General features: G+C 76.7%; 25 protein-coding genes. 12 read left to right on the top strand and 13 right to left on the bottom strand.

The features are described from left to right. Nucleotides 1-73: 73 nt before the first annotated feature. Entirely contained in the window at nucleotides 74-2572 is a 2499-nt protein-coding gene (locus tag ACRYR8_RS06560; RefSeq protein WP_432483367.1) for a penicillin-binding protein, read from the bottom strand. Nucleotides 2573-2889: 317 nt separating this feature from the next. Here ACRYR8_RS06560 and ACRYR8_RS06555 point away from each other — a divergent pair, with 317 nt between their 5' ends. The 4 genes from ACRYR8_RS06555 (at nucleotide 2890) to ACRYR8_RS06540 (ending at nucleotide 4731) form a co-directional block, all read left to right on the top strand. Further along, nucleotides 2890-3255, top strand: a complete 366-nt coding sequence (locus ACRYR8_RS06555; protein ID WP_432483365.1) for a WhiB family transcriptional regulator — start codon at nucleotides 2890-2892, stop codon at nucleotides 3253-3255. Nucleotides 3256-3314: 59 nt separating this feature from the next. Further along, nucleotides 3315-3473, top strand: a complete 159-nt coding sequence (locus tag ACRYR8_RS06550) for a Sp36 family protein (protein ID WP_166611200.1) — start codon at nucleotides 3315-3317, stop codon at nucleotides 3471-3473. Further along, on the top strand, nucleotides 3470-3946 hold the full coding sequence (locus ACRYR8_RS06545; RefSeq protein ID WP_432483363.1) for a RidA family protein: 477 nt from the start codon (nucleotides 3470-3472) through the stop codon (nucleotides 3944-3946). The genes ACRYR8_RS06550 and ACRYR8_RS06545 overlap by 4 nt, the downstream gene beginning before the upstream one ends. A gap of 80 nt (nucleotides 3947-4026) precedes the next feature. Next, nucleotides 4027-4731, top strand: a complete 705-nt coding sequence (locus ACRYR8_RS06540; RefSeq protein WP_432483361.1) for an MBL fold metallo-hydrolase — start codon at nucleotides 4027-4029, stop codon at nucleotides 4729-4731. A 5-nt stretch (nucleotides 4732-4736) separates the two neighbouring features. Here ACRYR8_RS06540 and ACRYR8_RS06535 read toward each other — a convergent pair whose 3' ends face one another. Beyond that, on the bottom strand, nucleotides 4737-5411 hold the full coding sequence (locus ACRYR8_RS06535) for a Crp/Fnr family transcriptional regulator (protein ID WP_432483371.1): 675 nt from the start codon (nucleotides 5409-5411) through the stop codon (nucleotides 4737-4739). Nucleotides 5412-5557: 146 nt separating this feature from the next. Next, nucleotides 5558-6190: a hypothetical protein gene (locus ACRYR8_RS06530; protein ID WP_432483359.1), complete on the bottom strand. Its 633-nt coding sequence runs from the start codon at nucleotides 6188-6190 to the stop codon at nucleotides 5558-5560. Between the two features lie 167 nt (nucleotides 6191-6357). Here ACRYR8_RS06530 and nth point away from each other — a divergent pair, with 167 nt between their 5' ends. From nth to ACRYR8_RS06515, 3 genes are read left to right on the top strand one after another with little or no spacing between them, the layout of a single operon-like run. After that, complete coding sequence (gene nth / locus ACRYR8_RS06525) at nucleotides 6358-7143, top strand: endonuclease III (RefSeq protein WP_432483357.1); 786 nt, start codon at nucleotides 6358-6360, stop codon at nucleotides 7141-7143. Then, nucleotides 7140-7811: an NUDIX hydrolase gene (locus ACRYR8_RS06520; RefSeq protein ID WP_432483355.1), complete on the top strand. Its 672-nt coding sequence runs from the start codon at nucleotides 7140-7142 to the stop codon at nucleotides 7809-7811. The genes nth and ACRYR8_RS06520 overlap by 4 nt, the downstream gene beginning before the upstream one ends. Next, nucleotides 7808-9016 (top strand): MarP family serine protease, encoded by a 1209-nt coding sequence (locus ACRYR8_RS06515; protein ID WP_432483353.1) that lies wholly within the window; start codon nucleotides 7808-7810, stop codon nucleotides 9014-9016. The genes ACRYR8_RS06520 and ACRYR8_RS06515 overlap by 4 nt, the downstream gene beginning before the upstream one ends. A 123-nt stretch (nucleotides 9017-9139) precedes the next feature. Here ACRYR8_RS06515 and ACRYR8_RS06510 read toward each other — a convergent pair whose 3' ends face one another. From ACRYR8_RS06510 to ACRYR8_RS06490, 5 genes are all read right to left on the bottom strand, one after another. Further along, the gene (locus ACRYR8_RS06510; protein WP_432483351.1) at nucleotides 9140-10069 is read right to left on the bottom strand and encodes an alpha/beta fold hydrolase; all 930 of its coding nucleotides are present in this window, start codon (nucleotides 10067-10069) and stop codon (nucleotides 9140-9142) included. A gap of 10 nt (nucleotides 10070-10079) precedes the next feature. Continuing rightward, nucleotides 10080-10580 (bottom strand): phage holin family protein, encoded by a 501-nt coding sequence (locus ACRYR8_RS06505; RefSeq protein WP_432483350.1) that lies wholly within the window; start codon nucleotides 10578-10580, stop codon nucleotides 10080-10082. A gap of 329 nt (nucleotides 10581-10909) precedes the next feature. Beyond that, nucleotides 10910-11908 (bottom strand): endonuclease/exonuclease/phosphatase family protein, encoded by a 999-nt coding sequence (locus ACRYR8_RS06500; RefSeq protein WP_432483349.1) that lies wholly within the window; start codon nucleotides 11906-11908, stop codon nucleotides 10910-10912. An 86-nt stretch (nucleotides 11909-11994) separates the two neighbouring features. Continuing rightward, nucleotides 11995-13938, bottom strand: coding sequence for an acetate--CoA ligase (gene acs / locus ACRYR8_RS06495; protein ID WP_432483347.1), 1944 nt, complete (start codon nucleotides 13936-13938; stop codon nucleotides 11995-11997). 57 nt (nucleotides 13939-13995) lie between these two features. Beyond that, complete coding sequence (locus tag ACRYR8_RS06490; protein ID WP_432483345.1) at nucleotides 13996-14931, bottom strand: EamA family transporter; 936 nt, start codon at nucleotides 14929-14931, stop codon at nucleotides 13996-13998. Between the two features lie 167 nt (nucleotides 14932-15098). Here ACRYR8_RS06490 and ACRYR8_RS06485 point away from each other — a divergent pair, with 167 nt between their 5' ends. The 3 genes from ACRYR8_RS06485 (at nucleotide 15099) to ACRYR8_RS06475 (ending at nucleotide 17318) form a co-directional block, all read left to right on the top strand. Then, nucleotides 15099-15941 carry a DUF4394 domain-containing protein gene (locus ACRYR8_RS06485; RefSeq protein ID WP_432483343.1) on the top strand — a complete coding sequence of 281 codons (843 nt, stop codon included), beginning with the start codon at nucleotides 15099-15101 and terminating at the stop codon, nucleotides 15939-15941. A gap of 94 nt (nucleotides 15942-16035) precedes the next feature. Next, on the top strand, nucleotides 16036-16611 hold the full coding sequence (locus ACRYR8_RS06480) for a sigma-70 family RNA polymerase sigma factor (protein ID WP_432483341.1): 576 nt from the start codon (nucleotides 16036-16038) through the stop codon (nucleotides 16609-16611). Next, a complete protein-coding gene (locus tag ACRYR8_RS06475; RefSeq protein ID WP_432483339.1) occupies nucleotides 16608-17318 on the top strand; it encodes a zf-HC2 domain-containing protein in 711 nt (236 codons plus the stop codon). Before ACRYR8_RS06480 ends, ACRYR8_RS06475 begins: the two co-directional genes overlap by 4 nt. 24 nt (nucleotides 17319-17342) lie before the next feature. Here the strand turns inward: ACRYR8_RS06475 and ACRYR8_RS06470 are convergent, their stop codons facing one another. From ACRYR8_RS06470 to ACRYR8_RS06455, 4 genes are all read right to left on the bottom strand, one after another. After that, on the bottom strand, nucleotides 17343-18050 hold the full coding sequence (locus ACRYR8_RS06470; protein WP_432483337.1) for a TerD family protein: 708 nt from the start codon (nucleotides 18048-18050) through the stop codon (nucleotides 17343-17345). 37 nt (nucleotides 18051-18087) lie between these two features. Then, the gene (gene tsaD / locus ACRYR8_RS06465) at nucleotides 18088-19146 is read right to left on the bottom strand and encodes a tRNA (adenosine(37)-N6)-threonylcarbamoyltransferase complex transferase subunit TsaD (protein WP_432483335.1); all 1059 of its coding nucleotides are present in this window, start codon (nucleotides 19144-19146) and stop codon (nucleotides 18088-18090) included. Then, the gene (gene def, locus ACRYR8_RS06460; protein WP_432483369.1) at nucleotides 19143-19682 is read right to left on the bottom strand and encodes a peptide deformylase; all 540 of its coding nucleotides are present in this window, start codon (nucleotides 19680-19682) and stop codon (nucleotides 19143-19145) included. The genes tsaD and def overlap by 4 nt, the downstream gene beginning before the upstream one ends. Before the next feature lie 125 nt (nucleotides 19683-19807). Then, nucleotides 19808-20542: a YceI family protein gene (locus tag ACRYR8_RS06455; protein ID WP_432483333.1), complete on the bottom strand. Its 735-nt coding sequence runs from the start codon at nucleotides 20540-20542 to the stop codon at nucleotides 19808-19810. Nucleotides 20543-20687: 145 nt separating this feature from the next. Between ACRYR8_RS06455 and ACRYR8_RS06450 the strand changes: the two genes are divergently transcribed. Next, nucleotides 20688-21194: a MarR family winged helix-turn-helix transcriptional regulator gene (locus tag ACRYR8_RS06450; protein WP_432483331.1), complete on the top strand. Its 507-nt coding sequence runs from the start codon at nucleotides 20688-20690 to the stop codon at nucleotides 21192-21194. 44 nt (nucleotides 21195-21238) lie between these two features. Next, entirely contained in the window at nucleotides 21239-22222 is a 984-nt protein-coding gene (locus ACRYR8_RS06445; RefSeq protein WP_432483329.1) for an aldo/keto reductase, read from the top strand. A 23-nt stretch (nucleotides 22223-22245) separates the two neighbouring features. Here ACRYR8_RS06445 and ACRYR8_RS06440 read toward each other — a convergent pair whose 3' ends face one another. Further along, nucleotides 22246-22566 (bottom strand): hypothetical protein, encoded by a 321-nt coding sequence (locus ACRYR8_RS06440; RefSeq protein WP_432483327.1) that lies wholly within the window; start codon nucleotides 22564-22566, stop codon nucleotides 22246-22248. Nucleotides 22567-22583: the final 17 nt, after the last annotated feature.

Genomic DNA, 22583 nt, shown 5'->3' with positions numbered 1-22583 from the left:
GGCTCGCGGGCGCGGGGCCGCGCGCGCCCCCCCCCCCACCCCCGTCGTCTGCCGGCCGCTCGCCGGCCCGCCGTCAGCGCTCGGCGCCGTCCGGCGTCGGCAGCATCGAGCGCAGCTCCTCCAGCCCCTCGGCGACCTCCGCGGGCAGTTCCACGCCGGTCGCGGCCGCCGACCCGGTGGGGGTCGGCGCCTGGGTGGTGGGCTCCGGCGCCTCGGTGGTCTCCTCGGGCTCGGGAGCGGGGGCGCCGGCGCTGCGGGTCAGGGTGATCGTCGAACCCGGCCGCGCGGACGTGGCGCTCTGCCGCGCCACCAGGCCCTCACCCACCGACGACGTCACCCGCCGCGAGGACACGCTGACCTCGAACCCGGCGTTCTCCAGCGTCCTGGTGGCGGAGGAGACGCTGCGGCCGACGACGTTCGGCACCTTCACGCGGTTGTTGGTGGTCGTGGTGCGCAGGCCCTCGTTGGTGCCGGGGGTGAAGTCCTTCACCGGCAGGTTCAGCGCCTCCGAGGCCGGGCCGACGATGTTCGCCCAGATCGGGCCGGGGATCGTCGAGCCGTACACGCGGCGGTAGCGCTTGCCGTTGATGCGCTCGCCGTTCAGCGACTTGACGCCCTGGTGGTGCCCGACCCACACCGCGGCGGCGAGTTGCGGGGTGTAGGCAGCGAACCAGACGTTCTGGCTGTCGTTCGTGGTACCGGTCTTGCTCGCCACGGGGCGGCCGTCGAGCTGTCCGAGGCGCCGCACCGGAGCGCCGGTGCCGCTCTGCCAACCCCCTTCCAGCGCTTCGGTGACGTTGCGCGCCACGTTGGGGTCCAGCACCTGCTTGCAGTCCGCGGACGGCACCGGCAGCGGGTTGCCCTCGGTGTCGAGAACCTCGGCGATGGCGGTCGGCTTGCAGAAGGTGCCCTCGGCGGCGAACGCCGCGTAGGCGCCGGCAACGGCCAGGGGTGTCACCTGGTTGGTTCCCAGCGTCATCGACGGCAAGCGGTCCAGTTCCAGCGTGTCGGGACCGGTCGTGTCCTCAGGGCTGGGGGCTCCCTTGTAGACGCCGAGCGACTGGGCGGTCGCAGCGATGTCGCACAGGTCGAGCTGCTTCTCCATCGAGACGTAAGCCGTGTTGACGGACTTCGCCGTCGCCTCGCGCACCGTCATCGAGCCGGAGCTGCTGGCCTCGGAGTTGCCGTACGGGTACGTGTCACCACGGAGCTTCTGCCCGCAACGCGTGAAGGCGCTGAAGGGGTCGTTGCCTCGGCTGGGCGATGCCACCACCGAGTCCAGGGAGCGGCCCGACTTCAGCCAGGCGGCGAGCGTGAAGGGCTTGAACGTGGAGCCCTGCTGGAACCCTGCCGTACCTCCCATGTCCTTGCTGACGTTGTAGTTCAGCGTGGTCTGGCCGATGACGTCGTCGTCCGGCGAGTACGTGGTGTCCTGCGCCATCGCGAGGATCTTCCCCGTGCCCGGCTCCACCACGGACGCCGCCGAGCGCACCGCCTGGCCCGGGTTCACGCCCGCGTTCACCGCCTCCTGCGCGATGCGCTGCACGGCCGGGTCCAGCGTCGTGGTGATGGTCAGGCCGCCGCGGCGCAGCAGCTCCTCGCGCTCCTCCACCGTCTCGCCGAACGCGGGGTCCTTCGCGATGACGTGGGTGACGTAGGAGCAGAAGTACGCGGCCGACTCCGCCGCCATGCACCCCTGCCGCGACCGCTGCAGCGCCAGGCCCAGCGGCGCGGCCGCGGCCTCGTCGTGGGCGGCCTGGTCGATCTTGCCGAGCTCGAGCATGCGGTCCAGCACGACGTTGCGGCGGCCGATCGCCGCCTCCTCCTTCTCCACCGGGTTGTAGCCGGCGGGGTTCTGCACCAGGCCGGCCAGCAGGGCCGCCTCGTGCAGCACCAGCTCCGAGGCCGGCTTGGAGAAGTAGTACTGCGCGGCGGCCTCGACGCCGTACACGTTGTTGTAGAAGTACGCGACGTTCAGGTAGGCGGCGAGGATCTCCTCCTTGCTCATCTCCTTCTCCACGCCCACCGCGAGCTTCATCTCGCGCAGCTTGCGGGCGTAGCCGTCCACGCCGTCGGCCTCCACCGCGGCGGCGGCGGCCTCGGCGTCGCCCTCCTCCACCGCCTGCTCCACCAGCACGTTCTTCACGTACTGCTGCGTCAGCGTGGAAGCACCCTGCGTGCCGCCGCCGCCGACGTTGCTCACCAGCGCCCGGGCGATGCCCTTGACGTCCACGGCGCCGTGCTCGTAGAAGCGGGCGTCCTCGATGGCGACGATCGCCTCGCGCATCACCGGGGCGATCTGGTCGAAGGAGACGACCGAGCGGTTCTGGTCGTACACGCGCGCCATGACCGAGCCGTCCGCCCACAGGATCGTCGTGGCCTCGGACAGCTGCTGGTCGCCGAGGTCGGAGGGCAGCTCGTTGAAAACCTCCACACCCATGCGCGCGGCGCCCCCCGTGGCCGCCACGGCGGGCACGAGGAGGCCCGCCGCCAGCACTCCCGCGGCAGCGCTCACCGCCGTGAAGGCACCGAGCAGGCGGAAGACCGGGCGGTGCGTGGAACCAGACGCCATACCAGCAGGGTAAGGGGCGCAGGTGACAGGACCCCGCCGCCGCGGGTCCTCCACGAGGACTCCACACGTGCCCGGCCCCCAGCGCCCGGCACGTCCCCCCGCAGAGGGGCAGCGGGCACGCGCGGTGACCGCCACTAGCTCCAACGGACTACCCGTTCTGGTACCGAATGGCTCTGACGCCGAGCGGCCGCGCGACCCTACGCTGCTGGGACGCCCCTCATCGGGGCATCAGGGGGATTCACAGGGTCGTCCCCTCCGGGGGGAACCACCGCACCGCGCGGTGGTCCGCGAGGGGGCGTGACGGGGAGGGACCGTCGATGGTCTGGACGTTGGAGTGGGCCGGTCGCGGAGCGTGCAAGTCCGCGGTGGCCGACGAGCTGTTCGTGCAGGGTTCGGCGCAGAACCGCGCCAAGGCGATCTGCGGGGGGTGCCCGGTGCGCACCGAGTGCCTCGCCGACGCCCTCGACAGCCGCGTGGAGTTCGGCGTGTGGGGCGGCATGACCGAGCGGGAACGCCGCGCGCTGCTCAAGCGCCGCCCGAACGTGGGTTCCTGGCGCAGGTTGCTGGAGGCAGCGCGCGACGCGCACCTGGCCACCGCCGCCGGCACCCTGACCGGCTCGGGCACCAGCGCCCCCGCCGGTGCGGACGAGGTGGACGACGCGGACGTGCTGCAGGCCGTCTGAGGCGGCCCGGCGGGACGGCCGCCCCCCGCGCCGGCACCGGCGCCACTACGGTGGCGGCCATGACGACCTGGGAGTACGCGACCGTCCCGCTCATCGTCCACGCGACGAAGCAGATCCTGGACCAGTGGGGCTCCGACGGCTGGGAGCTCGTGCAGGTGGTGACCGGCCCGGACGGCAACGGCCTCGTCGCCTACCTCAAGCGCCCCACCGGCGCGTGAGCACCACGCACTCCGAGCGCCTGGCCGGGCTCGGCCTGACGCTGCCGGACGTGCCGGCCCCCGTGGCGGCCTACGTCCCGGCCGTGCGGTCCGGCGACCTCGTGCACACCTCCGGTCAACTGCCGTTCACCGGCGGCGAGCTGCCGCTGACCGGCAAGGTGGGCCGGGGCGAGGGCCTCGTCGACCCCGTGAGCGCCCAGCAGCTCGCCCGCACGTGCGCGCTGAACGCCGTGGCCGCCGCCGCGAGCGCCGCCGGGGGGCTCGACGCCATCGAGGCCGTCGTGAAGGTCGTGGTGTTCGTGGCCAGCGACCCGGCGTTCACCGGGCAGCCCGCCGTCGCCGACGGCGCCAGCGGGCTGCTCGGCGAGGTGTTCGGCGACGCCGGCCGGCACGCCCGCAGCGCCGTGGGCGTGAGCGTGCTGCCCCTCGACTCGCCCGTGGAGGTCGAGGTCACCGTGCGGGTGCGCTCCTGACCCGCCGCGGCCGCGACGCGTGGGCCGGTGGCCCGGTCACCGACCGGGCCACCTGCGTCCTCGCCCCCGACGCCGGGCCGATGACGCTGGAGGGCACCAACACGTGGGTGCTCGCCGAGCCGGGTGCGCGCGAGGGGGTCGTCGTCGACCCCGGCGCGGACGACGCCGGGCACCGCGCAGCCGTCCTGGGCGAGCTGGCCCGCCGCGGCCTGCGCTGCGCGCTGGTCGTCACCACCCACCACCACGACGACCACGCCGGCGGTCTGGAGGCCTTCGCGGCGGGTGCCGGCGCGCCGCGCGTGCTGCGCGCCGCCGACGTCGGCGACGGCACCGCCCTGGACGTGGACGGCCTGCGGCTGCGGGCGCTGCGCACCCCCGGCCACACCGCCGACTCGCTGTCGCTGCTGGTGGGGGGCGAGAGCTCCCTGCTGACCGGCGACACCGTGCTGGGTCGCGGCAGCACCGCGCTGGCCGCCGACGGCGACCTCGGCGCGCACCTGTCGTCCCTGCGGCGGCTGCTGGCGCTGGCCGCCGAGGAGGGCGTGGACGTCCTGCTGCCCGGGCACGGACCTGCCCGCACCGACGCGCGCGCCGCCCTGGCCGCGCAGCTCGCGCACCGCCTGGAGCGGCTGGAGCAGGTGCGGGCGGCGGTGGAGAGCGGCGCCGCGGACGTGGGGGCCGTCGCCACGGCCGTGCACGGACCGCTGACCGGGCCGCTGGCGGAGGCCGCGCGCTCCTCGGTGCGCGCGCACCTGACGCACCTCGGGGTGGACCTGCCCGGCTGAACGGGTCAGCGGGCGCGGCGGGTGAGCCGCTCGACGTCGTGCAGCACCACGGCGCGCGCCTCCAGGCGCAGCCAGCCGCGGGAGGCGAAGTCCGCCAGGGCCTTGTTCACCGTCTCGCGGGAGGCGCCCACCAGCTGGGCGAGCTCCTCCTGGGTGAGGTCGTGCGCCACCAGCAGACCGTCGGCGATGGGCCGCCCGAAGCGGCGCGACAGGTCCAGCAGGGCCTTGGCGACGCGGCCCGGAACGTCGGTGAAGACGAGGTCGGCCAGGGTGACGTTGGTGCGGCGCAGCCGCTGCGCCAGCGCCTGCAGCAGGTGCTTGGCGACCTCGGGGCGGCGCGTCAGCCACGCCATCATGTCGTCGTGCTGCAGGGCGATGAGGTCGGCCTCGGAGACCGCGCGCGCCGAGCTGGTGCGCGGGCCCGGGTCGAACAGGGACAGCTCCCCGAACATCTCCCCCGGCCCCATGACGGCCAGCAGGTTCTCGCGGCCGTCGGGCCAGCTGCGCACCAGCTTGATCTTGCCGGTGCGCACCACGTACACGCGGTCGCCGGGCTCGCCCTCGGCGAACACCTGCTCCCCGCGCTCGAGGTGGACCGCCTCCATGGACTGCAGCAGCTCGGCGGAGGAGTCGTCGTCGAGGGCGGCGAACAGCGGCGCGCGGCGGACCACGTCCCCCAGGCTCTCGGCGTCCGCGACGCCGTCGCTGTGCGCGTGCTCCACCGAGGAACCTCCCTGTGCGGCTGCGCGCGCCCCGGCTGGACGCACACCGCGACTCAGTCTGCCGCACCGGACCGCCGGAAGCTCGGGCGGTCGCGCCGGGCGCGTCAGCGCGCCCGGTGCCCCGGTGCGACCAGCGCGCGGTAGCGGCGCAGCAGGACGTCGGTGACCAGCTCCAGCTCCGCCTCCAGGGCGTCCTCGTAGGCGCCCAGGCGGCGGGCGGCCGCAGCCAGGGCGTGCAGCTGGTCGACGACCTCCCCGGAGGCGCTGCCCCCGCCGGGCAGGACCAGGCCGCGCAGCAGGTGGTTGGGGTCGGCCACGGGCAGGCCGGACGCGGCGGCCGGCAGGTGCGCGGCCAGGTGCGCCTCCAGGGGCCCTCCGTGCGCGCCGGCCTCCACGGGCACCTCCAGCGCCTCGGCGCCCACGGCCGCGGCGACGAGCAGGTCGCGGCGGGCGCGCACCAGGCGCGACCAGTGCCCGGCCCGGCGGAGCTCCTCCAGCAGCAGCTCGCGGCGGCGGCGCAGGGCCAGCAGCGGCAGCTCCTGCAGCTCGTGGTCCACCAGCGCGGCGTCGCGCGGCTCGGTGTCGGGGACGTCGGCGAGCGCGCCGGCGAGCAGGTCGTGCAGGGCGCCCGGGAGGGCGCCGGGGAGGCGCCCGGGCAGGTCCCCCCCGGGTGCTGGTGCCGCGGCGGTGGCGGTGGCGGTGGTCGGGTCCAGCGGGGACCCGTCTCGTCCTGGCATGGGCCTCGTGTCGTCCGGCGCGCGACCCGCCTTGACGCCCGCGGTGCGCGCGTCACCCGCGCGCACGCCGACGTCACCCGCGCGCACCGGCGGCGTCACCCGCTCGCCGGGCGCGGTCACCCGCTCGCGCCGGGGCGGTGTCGGCGCCGGCACGTAACCTCGACGGTGTGAGCAGCACGCGCAGGCCCGCCCTCGACGCCGACGGCGAGAGCCCGCTGGCCCGCACCCGCCGCGCCCGCAAGGTGCACCGGCTGCTGGCCGAGCGCTACCCCGACGCGCACTGCGAGCTGGACTTCACCACGCCCTTCCAGCTGCTGGTGGCCACCGTGCTGTCGGCGCAGTGCACCGACGCCCGCGTGAACACGGTGACGCCGCGGCTGTTCGCCCGCTGGCCCGGACCGGCGGACCTGGCGGGCGCGGACCGGGCCGAGCTGGAGGCCGTCGTGCAACCCACCGGCTTCTTCCGCGCCAAGGCCGACGCGCTGCTGCGGCTGTCGGCGGCGCTGGTGGCCGACCACGGCGGGCGGGTGCCGCCGCGGCTGGAGGACCTCGTGCGGCTGCCGGGCGTGGGGCGCAAGACCGCCAACGTCGTCCTCGGCGACGCCTTCGGGGTGCCGGGGCTGACGGTCGACACCCACGTGGGTCGCCTGTCGCGCCGGCTGGGGTTCACCCGCCACGAGGACCCGGTGAAGGTGGAGTCCGACCTGGCCCTGCTGATCGAGCGCGGTGGCTGGACGATGTTCAACCACCGGATGATCTTCCACGGCCGGCGCACCTGCCACAGCCGCAGGCCCGCGTGCGGGGCGTGCCCGGTGGCGCGGCTGTGCCCCTCGTACGGCACCGGCGAGACCGACCCCGTGCGCGCGGCGAAGCTGGTGCGCGGCCCCGCCGCGCCCGTGGCGGACGCGGCCGCCGCCGCAGCGGCAGCGGCAGCGGCCCCGGTCGCCCCGTGAGCGCGGTGCGTCCGCTGCCCGGCTGGCTGCACCCGCTCGCCGGGCGGCTGCCCACCGTCACCACGGCCGACCTGGACTGGCGCGAGGACCGCCGCGGGGCGGACGTCGCCGCCCGCCCCGCCGCCGTGCTCGTGCTGTTCGCCGACGGTCCCGCCGGTCCCGAGGTCCTCCTCACCGAGCGCGCCGGCACCCTGCGCCAGCACTCCGGCCAGGTCGCCTTCCCCGGCGGGCGCAGCGACCCCGCCGACCCCTCCCCCGCCGCGACCGCGCTGCGCGAGGCGGCGGAGGAGACCGGCCTGGACCCCGCGGGCGTGGACGTCCTCGGTGAGCTGCCGCCGCTGCTGCTGGCGCACTCGCGGCACGCGGTGACGCCGGTGGTGGCGCACTGGCGCGCGCCGGGCCCCGTGGGGGTGCTCGACCCCGCGGAGGTCGCCCGCGTGGAGCGGGTGCCGCTGGCCGAGCTGCTGGCCCCGGCGGCGGTGCGGCGCCTGCGCGGCCCCGGCGGCTACCGCGGACCGGCGTTCGCCGTGCGCGGTCTGCTGGTGTGGGGCTTCACCGCGGAGGTCCTCGTGCGGGTGCTCGACCTCGGCGGGCTGCTGCCGGCGGCGGTCGCGGCCGGTGGCGCCGAGGTGGACCTGGAGGAGGCGCTGCGGTGGGCGGGGGCGTGAGCGGCTCCGCCGTGCTGGACGTGCTGCTGGTGCTGCTGCTGCTGGTGCAGCTCGTCGCCGGGTACCGCGAGGGGCTGCTGGTGGGGCTGGCGAGCCTGGTCGGCCTGGTCGGCGGTGCGGCCGCCGGGATCGTCGCGCTGCCGCGCGTCGTGGACGGCTGGCCCGCCGGGGTGCGCTCGGCGCTGGTCGTGGTCGTGGGCACGGTCGTGCTGGCGGTGGTGGGCCGGCTCGTGCTGGGGGCGGTGGCGCTGCGGCTGCGGCGGCTGGTGCGGTGGCGGCCGGCGCGGCTGGCGGACTCCCTGCTGGGTGCCCTGGCGGGCGCCGTGGCGACCCTGCTGGTGGTGTGGGTGGTGGCCGGCGCGGCGCGCACCGCGCCGCTGCCGGCGGTGGTCTCGGCGGTGACGGGCTCGCGCGTGGTTGCGGCGGTGGACGCCGCGGTGCCCGCCGACGCCGCCTCCCTCGTGGGGCGGTTCTGGTCGGCGGCGCGCGCCACCGGCTTCCCGCGCGTGTTCGCCGGGCTGGACACCGAGCCCATCGCCCCGGTGGAACCGCCGGCCTCCAGCGTCCCGGACACCCCCGGCCTGCGGGCCGCGCAGGGCAGCGTCGTGAAGGTCACCGGTGTGGCGGACGACTGCTCGCGCGGGCTGGAGGGCAGCGGGTTCGTCGCGGAGCGGCTGGACGGCTCGGCGCGGGTGGTGACCAACGCGCACGTCGTGGCGGGCGTGGACGACCCGCTCGTGCAGCCGCAGGGCGCGGGGCGGCGCTACCCCGCGACCGTCGTGGCGTACGACCCCGCCCGCGACCTGGCGGTGCTGGACGTGCCGGGCCTGGCCGCGGCGGCGCTGCCGCGCGCACCGGAGCTGGAGCGCGGGGCCGCCGCCGTCGTGGCGGGCTTCCCGCTGGACGGGCCGTACACGCTGGCGACCGCGCGGGTGCGGGAGGTGGTCAGCGCGCAGGGCCGCGACGTCTACGACTCGGCCACCGTGCTGCGCCGGGTGTACTCGGTGTACTCGCAGGTGCAGCCGGGCAACTCGGGCGGTCCGCTGCTCACCGAGGACGGCCGCGTCGCCGGCGTCGTGTTCGCCAAGAGCCTGGACGACGCGTACACGGGGTACGCGCTGACACCGGTGGAGCTGGACGCGGTGCTCGCCGGGGCGGGCTCGTCCCGGGCCGAGGTGCCCACCGGGGCCTGCACCGCCGAGTGACCCGACCACCCTCCCCTCCCTCCCCGCTCCTCCCCTTCCCGGTCCTCCCCCTCTTCCCCGCCGAAGCGATGGCTTCGGCGGGGAAGGGGGAGGGCAGGCGGGGCGGGTCAGAAGCGGGGCGGGTCAGAAGCGGGCCAGCCAGCCGGCGAGGACGGCGGTGAGGCGCTCGGGCGCCTCCTCCGGCACGTGGTGACCGGCGCCGGGCACCTGCACCACGCGGTGCGGGCCGTGCGCGTAGCGCTCCGCGGCCTCCAGCGCGGCCGTGCCGACCGTGGGGTCCAGCTCGCCGCGCACCTGCAGCACCGGCACCCGCACGCCCCCGCGCAGCGCCGCCGCCAGGCGCCGGCCGTCAGCGCGCACCGCCGAGCGCGCGATCCAGCGGTGGTACTCCAGCGCCGAGTGCGCCACGAACGGCACCCGGATCGCCTCGGTGTAGCGCTGCACGTCCTCCGGCGGCGGCCACCCGGGGGCCGAGCGCGCCCGCAGCACCTGCTCCACGCCGTCACCGTTCAGGAGGCGGTGCTCCGGCAGGAGCGGCAGCTGGCGGGTCAGCGCCGCGGCCGTCGTGCGCAGGCCCGCGCCGGCACCCGTGGTGCGGCGGACCCGCTCGCGCAGCACCTGCCGCGACAGCAGCGGGTGCGCGGCGCCCACGACGGCGATGCCGCGCACCTGCTCGGGGTGCAGCGACGGCAGCGCCCACGCGGTGCGCCCCGACACCCCGTGCCCCACGACGAACGCGTCGCGCTCGCCCAGGGCCCGCACCAGCGCCGCGACGTCCGCGGCGGAGGTGGACGTGTCGTAGCCGCGCGGCGGCTTGTCGCTGGCGCCGTAGCCGCGCAGGTCCATGGCGACGGCCCGGTAGCCGGCAGCGGCCAGCGCGACGAGCTGGGAGCGCCAGGCCCACCAGAACTGCGGGAAGTCGTGCAGCAGCAGCACCGCCGGGCCGCTGCCCAGCTCCGCGACGTGGAAGCGGGCGCCGTGGGCCGCGACGAGGCGGTGCTGCCACGGCCCCTCGACGAGGACCGCCGAGACGTCGGTGGCGGGTGCGGCCACGGCGGCCGCGTCAGTGCCCGATGCTCGGGCGACCGGCCGAGGAGCCGGGGATCGTCTTGGCGACGGGCTTGCCGGAGGCCGAGGCCTTGACCGCGGCGATGGTCTCCTTGGTGGAGCGGATGGTGCGCTGCGGCGGGCCGACCTTCTTCACGCGCCCGAACCCGACGGCGGCCAGGGCGCCGGCGACCAGCAGCATCGCGACGGCCACCACCAGGAACGCCAGCCAGACCGGCCAGCCGGCCCCCTCGACGAGGGCGTAGGCGACGGTGACGCCGAGGAACACGAACGCGACGAAGCCGAAGACGCCGGCCACCGCGAACAGCGCGCCGCCCAGGGCGCCGTTCTTGACGTCGGCGGTGATCTCGGCCTTGGCCAGGGCCACCTCGTAGCGCACCAGCTCGGACACGTCCTTGGTGGCGTCGGCGACGAGCTGGCCGACGGTGCGTTCGGGCGCGGTGGGCGCCTTCACCGCCGACGCCGCCGTGGCCCCGCGGCCGTCCGTGGTTGTCATGGGTCCTCCTCACTGCCACCGCGCGCGGTGCCGGTGTGCCGGGAGAACCCTACGGGGCGGCCGGTGCGGGCGCGCGGGTGCGGGGCGCGGGGCGCGTCGCCGCCGGGGGGGGGACCGGCGGCGACGCCGAGGTCGCTCTCGTACAGGGGGACGAGCGACGACCGGAGCCGAGACTAGGGGAGCGCCCCCCGTTCGGGGGGCGTTCGGCGCAAGATCCCCCGCCGTCGCGGCGGCCGTCCTCCCTGCGGAGCACCGCCGTCACCGGAACGCGCCCTCCCCCGCACCCGCGGTGACCCGTCCCGCTCGCCCGCGCCGCGGGCGGCGGCGGGTCAGGGGACGGGGCGCCAGCGGGCCACGAGGGCGCGGTGGTCGGTCCCCGGCACCTCCCGCACGACCGTGCCCACCGCGCTCCACGCCGAGCCGTCGGCCAGGGCGTGGTCGATCGTGGCGCCCAGCAGGGCCGGCACGTCCACCGGCCAGGTGCCGCGCGCGCCGGTGCCGGTGCTCGCCCCCGCGTCGACGCACCCGCCGGGCAGTCCCAGGCCGGGGTGGTCGAGGGTGGCGTTGAAGTCGCCGGCGACCAGCGCCCCGGGGTGCCCGGCGCACCACTGCGCCACGGCGGGCACCTCCCGGGACCACTCCCCGAGCAGCTCGGGCACGGGCGCGGAGGTGTGCACCGCGGCCAGCGGCGGGCCGTCGCCGTCCACCGGCACGGCGGTGGTGACGGCGGTGGGCGAGCTGGCGAAGTCGTCGGTCTGCCGGTACTCGCCCAGCTCGGCGGCCACGAGCAGCGCGGTGCCCTCCCGTCCCTCGCCCCCGTCGGCGGCGAAGAAGACCTGAAGGCGACGGCCGGAGGCGGCCTCCACCCGCGCCGCGACGTCCTCGGCGTAGGCGCGGGTCGCCTCGGGCAGGGACACGACCTGCGCGCCGGTGTCCGCGACGAGGGAGGCCACCGCGCCCCGGTCGGCGCGCGCGTGCAGGACGTTGGAGGCCACGACGGTGAGGTCGCCGTCGCGGGCGGGCGGCAGCTCACCGGCGGACAGCCCGCGGTGGGCGGTGGCGGTCAGCGAGGCGACGGCGACCGCGGCGACGGCGGCGGCCGCCGGCAGCGCCCCCCGCCGGCGCAGCCCCACCAGGCCGGCGGCGCCGGCGACGGTCGCCAGGCCCAGACCGAGCGGGACCCGGAACGGCACCGCCCACACGAACGGCGGCTGTCCCGCCAGGCCGAACCACCCGGGAGCGGCGACCACGACGGCCGCGGCGCCCAGGGCGGCGGTGGCGAGCGCACCGGCGGTGCGGCGGGAGCGGGAGGCGCTGGCTCGGTGCACGACTCCGAGGGTGCCGGACGCGCACCCGCCCCGGGCCGGGACCCGGGGCGGGTGCGGTGGAGGTGCTGTGCGGGTCGGGACCCGGGTCAGTCCCCCGCGCTCATGCCCGAGCGGATGGAGTCCATGACCGAGGAGTCGGTCAGGGTGGTGACGTCTCCGGTGGGACGGTGCTCGGCGACGTCGCGCAGCAGCCGCCGCATGATCTTGCCGGAGCGGGTCTTCGGCAGCTCCGCCACCACCATGATCGACTTCGGCTTGGCGATGGGGCCGATCTCCTTGCCGACGTGCTCGCGCAGGTCCGCGACCGTGTCGGGGCCCTGCTCGTGCCCGCCGCGCAGGATGACGAACGCGACGACGGCCTGGCCGGTGGTCTCGTCGGTGGCGCCGACGACGGCGGCCTCGGCGACGTCCGGGTGCGAGACGAGCGCGGACTCGATCTCGGCGGTGGACAGCCGGTGCCCGGAGACGTTCATGACGTCGTCGACGCGGCCGAGCAGCCAGATGTCGCCGTCGTCGTCGCGCTTGGCGCCGTCGCCGGCGAAGTACCGGCCCGGGAAGCGCGCCCAGTAGGTGTCCTTGAAGCGCTGCTCGTCGCCCCAGATGCCGCGCAGCATCGACGGCCACGGCTCGGTGAGGACGAGGTACCCGGCCCGGCCGTGCCCGACGGGCTCGCCGGCGTCGTCGACGACCTCCGCGACCACGCCGGGGACGGGCACCTGCGCCGAGCCGGGCTTGAGGGTCGTCACGCCCGGCAGCGGGGCGATCATGTGGGCGCCGGTCTCGGTCTGCCACCAGGTGTCGGCGATGGGGGTGCGGTTCCCGCCGATGACGCGGCGGTACCAGTTCCACGCCTCGGGGTTGATGTTCTCCCCCACGCTCCCCAGCACCCGCAGGCTGGACAGGTCGTGGCGGGCGGGGTACTCCTCGCCCCACTTCATGCAGGTGCGGATCGCGGTGGGGGCGGTGTAGAGCACGGTGACGCGGTGCTTCTCGACGATGGACCACCAGCGGTCCTTGTCGGGGGTGTCGGGGGTGCCCTCGTAGACCACCTGGGTGGCGCCGGCGGCGAGGGGCCCGTAGACCACGTAGCTGTGTCCGGTGACCCAGCCGACGTCGGCGGTGCACCAGTACACGTCGCGCTCGGGGCGGATGTCGAAGACGTTGCGGAAGGTGAACGCGGTCTGGACGAGGTACCCGCCGGAGGTGTGCAGGATGCCCTTGGGCTTCCCGGTGGTCCCGGAGGTGTAGAGGATGAACAGCGGCTGCTCGGCGTCGAACGCCTGCGCCTCGTGCTCGGGGCTCGCGGCCTCCAGGGCCTCGTGCCACCACACGTCGCGGCCCTCGGTGAAGTCCACGTCCTCGCCGTTGCGCTTGACGACGAGCACGTTCGTGACGCTGGGGGCGCCCTTGGCGAGCGCCGCGTCCACGGCGGGCTTGAGGGTGGTGGGCTTGCCGCGGCGGTAGCTGCCGTCGCAGGTGATGACGACCTTCGCCTCGGCGTCGACGATGCGCGAGTGCAGCGCGTCGGCGGAGAACCCGCCGAAGACCACCGAGTGCGGTGCGCCCAGGCGCGCGCAGGCCAGCATCGCGACGACGGACTCCACCAGCATCGGCAGGTAGATCGCGACGCGGTCGCCCGCGCCGACGCCGAGGGCGGCCAGGGCGTTGGCGGCGCGGGAGACCTGTTCCTGCAGCTGGGCGTAGGTGAGGGACGTGGTGTCGCCGGGCTCGCCCTCGAAGTGGATCGCGACGCGGTCGCCGTTGCCGGCGGCGACGTGGCGGTCCACGCAGTTGACGGCGACGTTGAGCCGGCCACCGACGAACCACTTCGCGAACGGCGCGTTCGACCAGTCGAGCACCTGGTCGAAGTCGGTGTCCCAGGTGACGTGCTCGCGCGCCTGCTCGGCCCAGAAACCCAGGCGGTCGGCGGCGGCCCGCTCGTAGAGGTCGGCCTGCGCGACGGCCTGGGCGGCGAACTCCGGGTCGGGGGCGACCGTCTGCACCGGCGGTGTGCCCTCGGTCGTGGTCATCGTCGTCCTCCTCGACAAACGCTGCTGCGGGCCGCGGGGCGCGGCCGCGGTGCGAGGCTATCCGTCCCGGCGCTGCCCGTGCGTGGCGACACCGGGATCGGCGAGGGCGCCCCCGGCGGCGGGTTCGCCGCGGCGGGCGGTGGCGGTGGCCCCGGCGCTGGCGACCACGACGACGGCGATGGCCAGCACGGACGTGGCGGGCAGCCCCTGGGACAGCAGCAGCCACCCCACGAGGGCGGCGATGGCCGGTTCCAGGCTGAGCAGGACCCCGAAGGTGCGCTCGGGCAGGCGGCGCAGCGCCACCAGTTCCAGCGAGTACGGCAGCACCGAGGACATCAGGGCGGCGGCCAGGCCGAGCAGCAGCACGTGCGGGTGCAGCAGGTCGGTGCCGGCGGTGGCGGCGCCCAGCGGCAGCACGAGGGCCCCGGCCACGACGCTGGCGACGGCGAGGCCGCCCTGCCCGGGCACGGCCGCTCCCACCCGGGAGCTGAGCAGGACGTACCCGGCCCAGAAGGCGCCGGCGAGCAGCGCCAGGAGCACGCCCACCGGTTCCAGGTCGCCGCCCTCGCCGTCGCCGCCGAGGCCGAGCGCCACGACCCCGGCGAGGGCGAGCGCCACCCAGACGAGGTCGCGGCGGCGGCGGGTGAGCACCGCGGACAGGGTCAGCGGCCCGAGGAACTCGCAGGTGACGGCCACGCCGAGGGGGACGTGGGTGAGGGCGGCGTAGAAGGAGGTGTTCATCGCGGCGAGCACTGCGCCGAAGGCCGCGGACAGGCCCAGCTGCCGGCGGTCCCACCGCCACGCGCGCGGCCGCACGGCCAGGGCCATGACGACGGCGGCGAGCAGCAGCCGCAGCGCCGCGGCGCCGGTGGCGCCGACGGCGGGGAACAGGGCGCTGGCGGCGGTGGCGCCGACCTGCACGCTGGTGGCGGCGCCGAGCACCATCGCGACCGCCGCCGTGGGGGAGGTGCTGCGGGACGGCGCGGCGCTCACGGGCCGCCACGCTACCCACCGCCACGCCCTCCCCGGGCCGCCGCCGTCCGCCCGTCGCCGCGGTGGGCGGAGGAAGAAGACGGCGCGCGGTGAACGCGGGCGGGGTGGGGCGCGTAAGCACCGTCGAGCCCGGCACGGACGCCGGGTACGACAACCAGGAGGAAACCGTGCGAACCCGTACCGCGCTCACCGCCGCCGCAGCCGCAGCCGCAGCCGCCGTCGTCCTCGTCCCCACCGCCGCCGCCTCCGCGGACGCGGGCTCCGCCGAGCGCGCGCGCGGCGGGAACCTGCGCGCCGTCGGCCTGGTGGACGGCACCCGCCTCGTCACGTTCTCCGCCACCCACCCCGGACAGGTGCGCGAGACCGGCACCCTGACGGGCCTGCAGGGGGACACGAAGCTCGTCGGCATCGACGCGCGCGTGCAGGACCGGCAGGTCTACGGCGTGGGCGACCGCGGCGGCGTGTACGTGCTGGACGTGCACCGCGCCACCGCCACGCCCGTCCTGCGCCTGAGCGTGCCGCTCGAGGGCAGCAGCTTCGGCGTGGACTTCAACCCGGCCGCGAACGCCCTGCGCGTCGTCAGCGACACGGGGCAGAACCTGCGCCAGCCGTTCGCCACCCCCGGCGCGGCGACCGTCGTGGACGGCTCCCTGAGCACCCCGCCGGCCGAGGGCACCACCACCGGCGTCGTGGCCGCCGCCTACACGAACAACGACCTCGACGAGTCCACCGCGACAACGCTGTTCGTGCTCGACGGCGCCACCGACCGGGTGGCGCTGCAGTCCCCCGCGAACGCGGGCACGCTGGCCGCCACGGGGGCGCTGGGGGTGGACGTGACCGGTGACGCCGGGTTCGACATCGCCGGCACCACCGGCTACGCGGTCGTCCCGGGCACCGGGGAGCACGCGGGCCGGACCGTCGTGCACGAGGTGTCCCTGCTGACGGGCGAGGCCACCGCGAAGGGCCACCTGCGCGCGGCGGTGACGGACCTGGCGCTGCAGCTGCGCTGACCCCGATCGCGGTCCGGCGGCCGGAGGGGGGCCGCCGGGCCGCCGGGCCCGGCACGACGACCGGCACCACCCCGGCACCAGGACGAGGAGCGCGATGGGACCGCGGCAGGGACGTCGCGCGGTGCCGCCCGCCGCGGGCGGGCTGCACGACGAGGCGGACGTGGCGCGCGCCTACGAGGCGCACGGCGCCGAGCTGCACCGCTTCGCGCTGCGCGCCCTGGGCGACGCCGCCGCCGCGCAGGACGTCGTGCAGGAGACGTTCCTGCGCGCCTGGCGGGCCGCGGACCGCTACGACCCGTCACTGGCGAGCCTGCGGGTGTGGCTGTTCGCCATCGCCCGCAACGCCGTGCTGGACCACGTGCGCGCGGCGGGGGCCCGGCCCTGGCAGGGTGCGCTCGTGGCGGACGTGGCCGACGCGGCCGGGGACGGTGCCGGGCAGCCCGTCGAGGACCCCGGCGAGCAGCTGATGCGCGGGTGGGTCGTGGAGGAGGCGCTGCGCCGGCTGTCCGACGAGCACCGCACGGCGATCGTGGAGACGTACCTGCGCGACCGGCCGCCGGGAGAGGTGGCCGCCGAGCTGGGGGTGCCGGTGGGGACCGTGCGCAGCCGGGTGTTCTACGGGCTGAAGGCGCTGCGGGTGGCGATGGACGAGATGGGGGTGCAGCCGTGACGGACGCGGGCACGCACCGCGAGCTGCGCGAGATGCTCGGCCTGCACGCCCTGGGCGCGCTGCCGGAGGCGGACGCCGTGCAGCTGCGGGCGCACCTGGACGGCTGCGCGGGCTGCCGCGCGGAACTGGCGGAGCTGGCGCCGCTCGCCGGCGACCTGCGCCTGGTCGACCCGGCCCGGTTGCCCGGTCCGCCGGCACCGCCGCGCGCGCTGGGCGAGCGGGTGCTGGGCGCGGTGCGCGAGGAGTCGGTGCTGCGCGCGGCGCGCGAGCGCCGCGACGCGCGGCGCGGGCGGCTGCGGGCGGTGCTGGTGCCGCTGGCCGCCGCGGCGGCGGCGGCGGTGCTGGCCGGCGGGCTGACGTACGGGCTGACGCGACCGGACCCGGCGCCCGCGGTGGCGGTGGAACGGCTGCCCCTGACGGTGGTGGTGGAGGGCGTGCGCGCCGCGGGCCCGGCGGTCGTGGTGCCGCACACGTGGGGGGTGGAGGTGACGTTCGAGGCGGCCGGTTTCGAGGAGGGGCGCACCTACCGGGCGCTGGTGCGCACCGAGGACGGGGCGACCAGCCCGGCCGGGGAGTTCCTCGGCGTGGGTGCGCGTGAGCTGACGTGCGACATGCAGGCGGCGGTGCTGCGGCAGGACGCCACGGCCTTCGAGGTGGTCGACGAGTCCGGCGCGACCGTCCTGACGCTGCCCCTGCCGCGGGCCTGAGGCCCGCGGCAGGGGGTGCTCAGCTCACTTGCGGCCGGTCTGCCAGCGCATGCCCCAGCCGTACGCCTCGTCCAGGGCCTGCTGCCCGCCCTGCACGTAGCGGACCTCGCGCTGCACGGACACCTCGCGCCCGTCGGAGACGATCTGCGCGATCGCGCACATCGGCGAGCGGTCGTCGTGCTCGTCGAGGCGCACCTCGATCTCGGGGCCGCTGGCCGGCTTCAGCGTCACCACGCCGTCGGCGGCGGCCCAGTTCGGCACACCCTCGTAGATGAACGCGAACACCAGCACCCGCTTCAGGCGGGACGGGTCGCGCAGGTCGACGTAGAGGTTCTCCCCGCCGCCGCCGGTGCGGTCGTCGCCGTCCAGCCACACCAGCGGCTCACCGGGGCCGCGGTCGCGGAAGGCGTTGCCGAGGGCCTGCACGACGCCCTTGGAGCCGTCGGTGAACTCGTACAGGGCGCCCAGGTCGAGGTCGATGCCCCCGCTGCCGCCGGAGGCGGCCTGCTTGAGCTTGGCGAGGAACCCGCCGCCGCCGGAGGGCGCCTGCGCGGGGCGGGCGTTCCACGCCAGGTGCACCTTCAGCGTGCCGCCGGCGCCGCCGGACTTGGTGAGCGACACCTTCGGCGCGGACTTCGTCAGCGTCACCTTGCTGAGGGAGACCCCGCCGCCGGAGCCGCCGGAGGGCGTGGGGTCCGGCTCGTTCCGCTTCTTCGAGTATTCGATGGCCACGGCCGGTCAACGAGCCGTGCGGGCGGGGAGTGCCCGCTCAGGCCCAGGGACCGGACAGCAGGGCCCCCGTCAGCGGTGCGGAGGGGTCGGCGGCCAGCGAGAGCGGTGAGGCGGGCGCTCCGGCGCGCACGAGCAGGTCCCCCACGGCGGCGATCATGGCGCCGTTGTCGGTGCACAGCCGAACCGGCGGTACCCGAAGCTCCAGGCCCGCGGCGGCGCAGCGCTCCTCGGCCAGCGACCGGACGCGGGTGTTCGCGGCGACGCCCCCGACGAGCAGGAGCGTGCCGACGCCGTGCTCGCGGCAGGCCGCGACGGCCTTGCGGGTCAGGACGTCGGCGACGGCCTCCTGGAAGGAGGCGGCCACGTCCGCCACCGGCACCTGCCCGCCGGCGTCGGTGCGGGCCTCCACCCAGCGCGCCACGGCGGTCTTGAGCCCGGAGAAGGAGAACCCGTAGGCGGGGTCCTGGGGTCGGGACAGCGCGCGCGGGAAGGCGATGGCGCGCGGGTCGCCGTCGCGGGCGGCGCGGTCGACCGCGGGGCCGCCGGGGTAGCCCAGGCCCAGGACGCGGGCGACCTTGTCGAACGCCTCCCCGGCGGCGTCGTCGGTGGTGTCGCCCAGGTGCACGACCGGGTCGCGGCCCAGGTCGCCGAGCAGCAGCAGGGAGGTGTGGCCGCCGGAGACGACGAGCGCCACGCACCGCGCCGGCAGCGGCCCGTGCTCGAGGACGTCGACGGCGGCGTGCCCGGCGAGGTGGTGCACCCCGTAGAGCGGCTTGCCGATGGCGAAGGCGAGCGCCTTCGCGGAGGCCAGCCCCACCTGCACGGCGGTGGACAGCCCGGGACCGGCGGTCACGGCGACGGCGTCGACGTCCGCGAGGTCCAGCGAGGCGGCGTCGAGGGCCTGCCGCACGACGGGGACCATGGCCTCCAGGTGGGCGCGGGCGGCGACCTCGGGCACGACGCCGCCGTAGCGGGCGTGGGCGTCCATGCTGGAGGCCAGGGCGTCGCCGAGCAGGACGCCGTCGCTGACCAGGCCGGCGCCGGTCTCGTCGCAGCTGGACTCGATGCCCAGGACGACGGGGCTGGTGCGGCTCACCGGCGCGGCTCGGTGGGCAGCCCGGCGGCGGTGAGGACGTCCACGCGCTCGCCGGCGGGCAGCCGGTCCACGTAGACGACGCCCTCGAGGTGGTCGACCTCGTGCTGCAGGCAGCGGGCCAGCAGGCCGGTGCCGACGATGCGCACCGGCTCGCCGTGCACGTCGACGCCGGTGACCTCGGAGCGGTCCGGGCGACCCAGCTCGGCGTACTGGCCGGGCACCGACAGGCACCCCTCGTCGTCGACGTCGAGGCGGCGCCTGCGGCCGGTGGGCAGGTGCAGGACGGGGTTCACGACGTGGGCGACGACGTGCTCGCCGTCCTCGTCGGGGCAGTCGACGACGAAGACGCGGGCGTCCACGCCGATCTGGTTGGCGGCCAGGCCCACGCCGTCGGCGGCGGCCATGGAGGCGAACATGTCGGCGACGAGCTGGACGAGGTCGTCGTCGAAGGCGGTGACCTCGGTGCAGCGGCGGTGCAGGACGGGCGTGCCGTAGGTGGTGATCGGGTGGGCGGCGCCGGTGCGCCCCTCGAACACGACCGGCCGCTGCTCCTGCTGGTCCTGCTGGTCCTGCTCCTGCTGGTCCCCCTGCTCGCTCACGAACGCCGATGGTAGGCGGCGGGCGGGGTGCGGCGCGCCGGGCGGTGCCGGGCGCGGGGCGCTCAGGCGGGGGTCGCGGTGACGGCGAACTCGACGGTGCCGGTGTCCTCCACGGAGACGAACCCGAGGTCCGGGGCCTGCACGCCCACGTCGGACCAGGTGAGGGGGACGGCGCCGGTGACGGTGACGGCGTCCTCGGCGGCGCGCTCGACGGTGGCGAGGGCCCGCACGGCGACCTCCCTGCCGTTGACGGCCAGGGTGCCGGGCAGGGTGACGGCCAGGACGGCGCCGACGTCGAGCCCGCCGAGGGGGACGGGTCCGGTGAGGGTGAAGGTGGCGGTGGGGTCCTCGTCGACGCCCAGGAGCCGGCGGAACTGCCCGTCGCGGTTGGCGGAGTCGGTGGCGACGGCGGTGAGGTCGACGGCGACGGTGCCGGCGGTGAGCTCGCCGCCGGTGACGGTCAGCTCGCCGGTGACCTGCTCGGTGCGGCCGGTGACGGTGACGTCCTGCCCGTTGAGGACCTCGTCGACGCGGTAGCCGGCGGTCCCGCCGGTCACCGCCCAGGTGCCCTCCAGGGCGGGGTCGGTGGCCGGGGCGGTCGGGGTGCTCGCCCCGGCGGCGGGGGGGCTCAGCGGCGCGGCGGCCCGGCCCTCCTGCAGCCGCGCGTACACGCGGGGGCCGACGAGCACGGCGAGCAGGCCGAGCACGGCCGCGACGGCGAGCAGGACCCACGGCCACCGGCTCCGGCGGCCGTGCGCGGGCGGCCGGCCGGTGCCGGCGCTGCTGGTGGTGGTCACGGCGCTCCCCCGTCCTCGGCGGTCTCGACCGCACACCTCGGCGGTCTCGACCGCACAACGGGGCCGGGTGCGCGGCGGTTCAGCGGGGACGCCCCGGCGCCCCGCCCGGCATGTTGTCCGGGCAACCAACTCCTACGATGGGGTCGTGGACGAAGACGCAGGACCGGCGGCGACGGAGCCGCGCTGGCTGGACGCGGACGAGCGCCGCGCGTGGCTGAAGCTGGCGGCGGTCTTCACCCTGCTGCCCGCCGCGCTGGACTCGCAGCTGCAGCGCGAGGCCGACCTCACCCACACCGGCTACCTCGTGCTGGCGATGCTGTCGGAGTCCGCTGAGCGGCGGCTGCGCATGAGCGACGTCGCCGCGCGCACCAACTCCTCCCCGCCCCGCGTCTCGCACGTGGTGCGCAAGCTGGAGGACCGCGGCTGGGTGCGCCGGGAGGCCGACCCCGCCGACGGCCGCGGGCAGTTCGCCGTCCTCACCGACGCAGGCTGGGACAAGATCGTCGCCACGGCGCCCGGTCACGTGGAGGCGGTGCGGCGGCTGGTGTTCGACGTGCTGGAGCGCGAGGACGTCGCCGCGCTCGAGGAGCTGGGCGGCAAGCTGCTCACCCGGCTGGACCCGGACTCGCGCTTCACCGCCTCGGCGGGGTGAGCGCCGCCCTGCGGCGCGGGCGGGGCGTGCGTAGGGTTCGGCGGGTGCAGACGAGGACGCTGGGCAGGACCGGCCGGCAGGTCGGGGTCGTGGGGCTGGGCTGCTGGCAGCTCGGCGGGGACTGGGGCACGGTCGGGGAGGACGACGCGCTGGCCACGCTGGCCGCGGCCGTCGACGCGGGCGTGACGTTCCTCGACACCGCCGACGTGTACGGCGACGGGCGCAGCGAGCGCCTGGTGGGGCGGTTCCTGCGCGAGAGCGGCGCGGCGGGCGTCACCGTGGCCACGAAGATGGGCCGCCGCGCGGACCCGCACGTCGCGGACGCGTACTCGCTGGAGAACTTCCGCGCCTGGAACGACCGCAGCCGCGAGAACCTCGGGGTGCAGACGCTGGACCTGGTGCAGCTGCACTGCCCGCCGCCGGAGGTGTACGCCGCGGACGCGGTGTTCGACGCCCTGGACACGCTCGTGCAGGAGGGCCGCACCGCCGCCTACGGCGTCTCCGTGGAGACCGTCGCCGAGGGCCTGGCGGCGGTGGCGCGGCCGAACGTGGCGAGCGTGCAGATCATCCTGAACCCGCTGCGACTCAAGCCGGTCACCGAGTTCCTGCCCGCAGCGGCGGAGGCCGGGGTGGGCGTGGTGGTGCGGGTCCCGCTGGCCTCCGGGCTGCTGTCGGGCAAGTACGACGAGAACACCACGTTCGCCGCCGACGACCACCGCAGCTACAACCGGGACGGCTCGGCGTTCGACGTCGGCGAGACGTTCGCGGGGGTTCCGTTCGAGGTGGGCGTGCGGGCCGCGCAGCGCCTCGCGGCGGTCGCCGGCGACGCCCCGCTGGCGGGTTTCGCGCTGCGCTGGATCGTGGAGCAGCCGGGGGTGAGCGTCGTCATCCCCGGCGCCCGCAACGGCGAGCAGGCGCGGCGCAACGCGTCCGCCGCGGACCTGCCGGCGCCGACGCAGGAGCAGCAGCGCGCGGTGCGCGAGGTGTACGACGAGCTCGTCGCGGAGCACGTGCACTCCCGCTGGTGACCCCGGGGCGCTCGCGGCGGGCCTCAGCGCACGGGGCGCCGCCGCGGGCCGCGGGCGACGAGGGCGGCCAGCACCACCCGTGAGGGGTGCACGCGCAGGTGCCCGCGCGCCAGCGCGAGCAGGACCACCGCGGCTGCCAGGCCGGTGACCGCGCCGAGCGCGGCACCGAGCGCCACCCCGGCCGGCGCGAGCAGCAGCGGCACGGCGTCCAGGGCGTGCACCGGGCCGTCGACCCGGCGCAGGACGGCGACCGCCCACGCGGTCGCGACCGCGACGGCGCTCAGGCCGCCACCGGCCCAGGCGCCGCGCAGCAGCGCCCGCAGGAGGAGGTTCCGGCGTTCCACCCCTCGTGGGTAGCACC

Source organism: Kineococcus esterisolvens, from assembly GCF_050871405.1.
GTDB lineage: Bacteria > Actinomycetota > Actinomycetes > Actinomycetales > Kineococcaceae > Kineococcus.
This window is presented reverse-complemented; position numbering and strand designations above follow the sequence as displayed.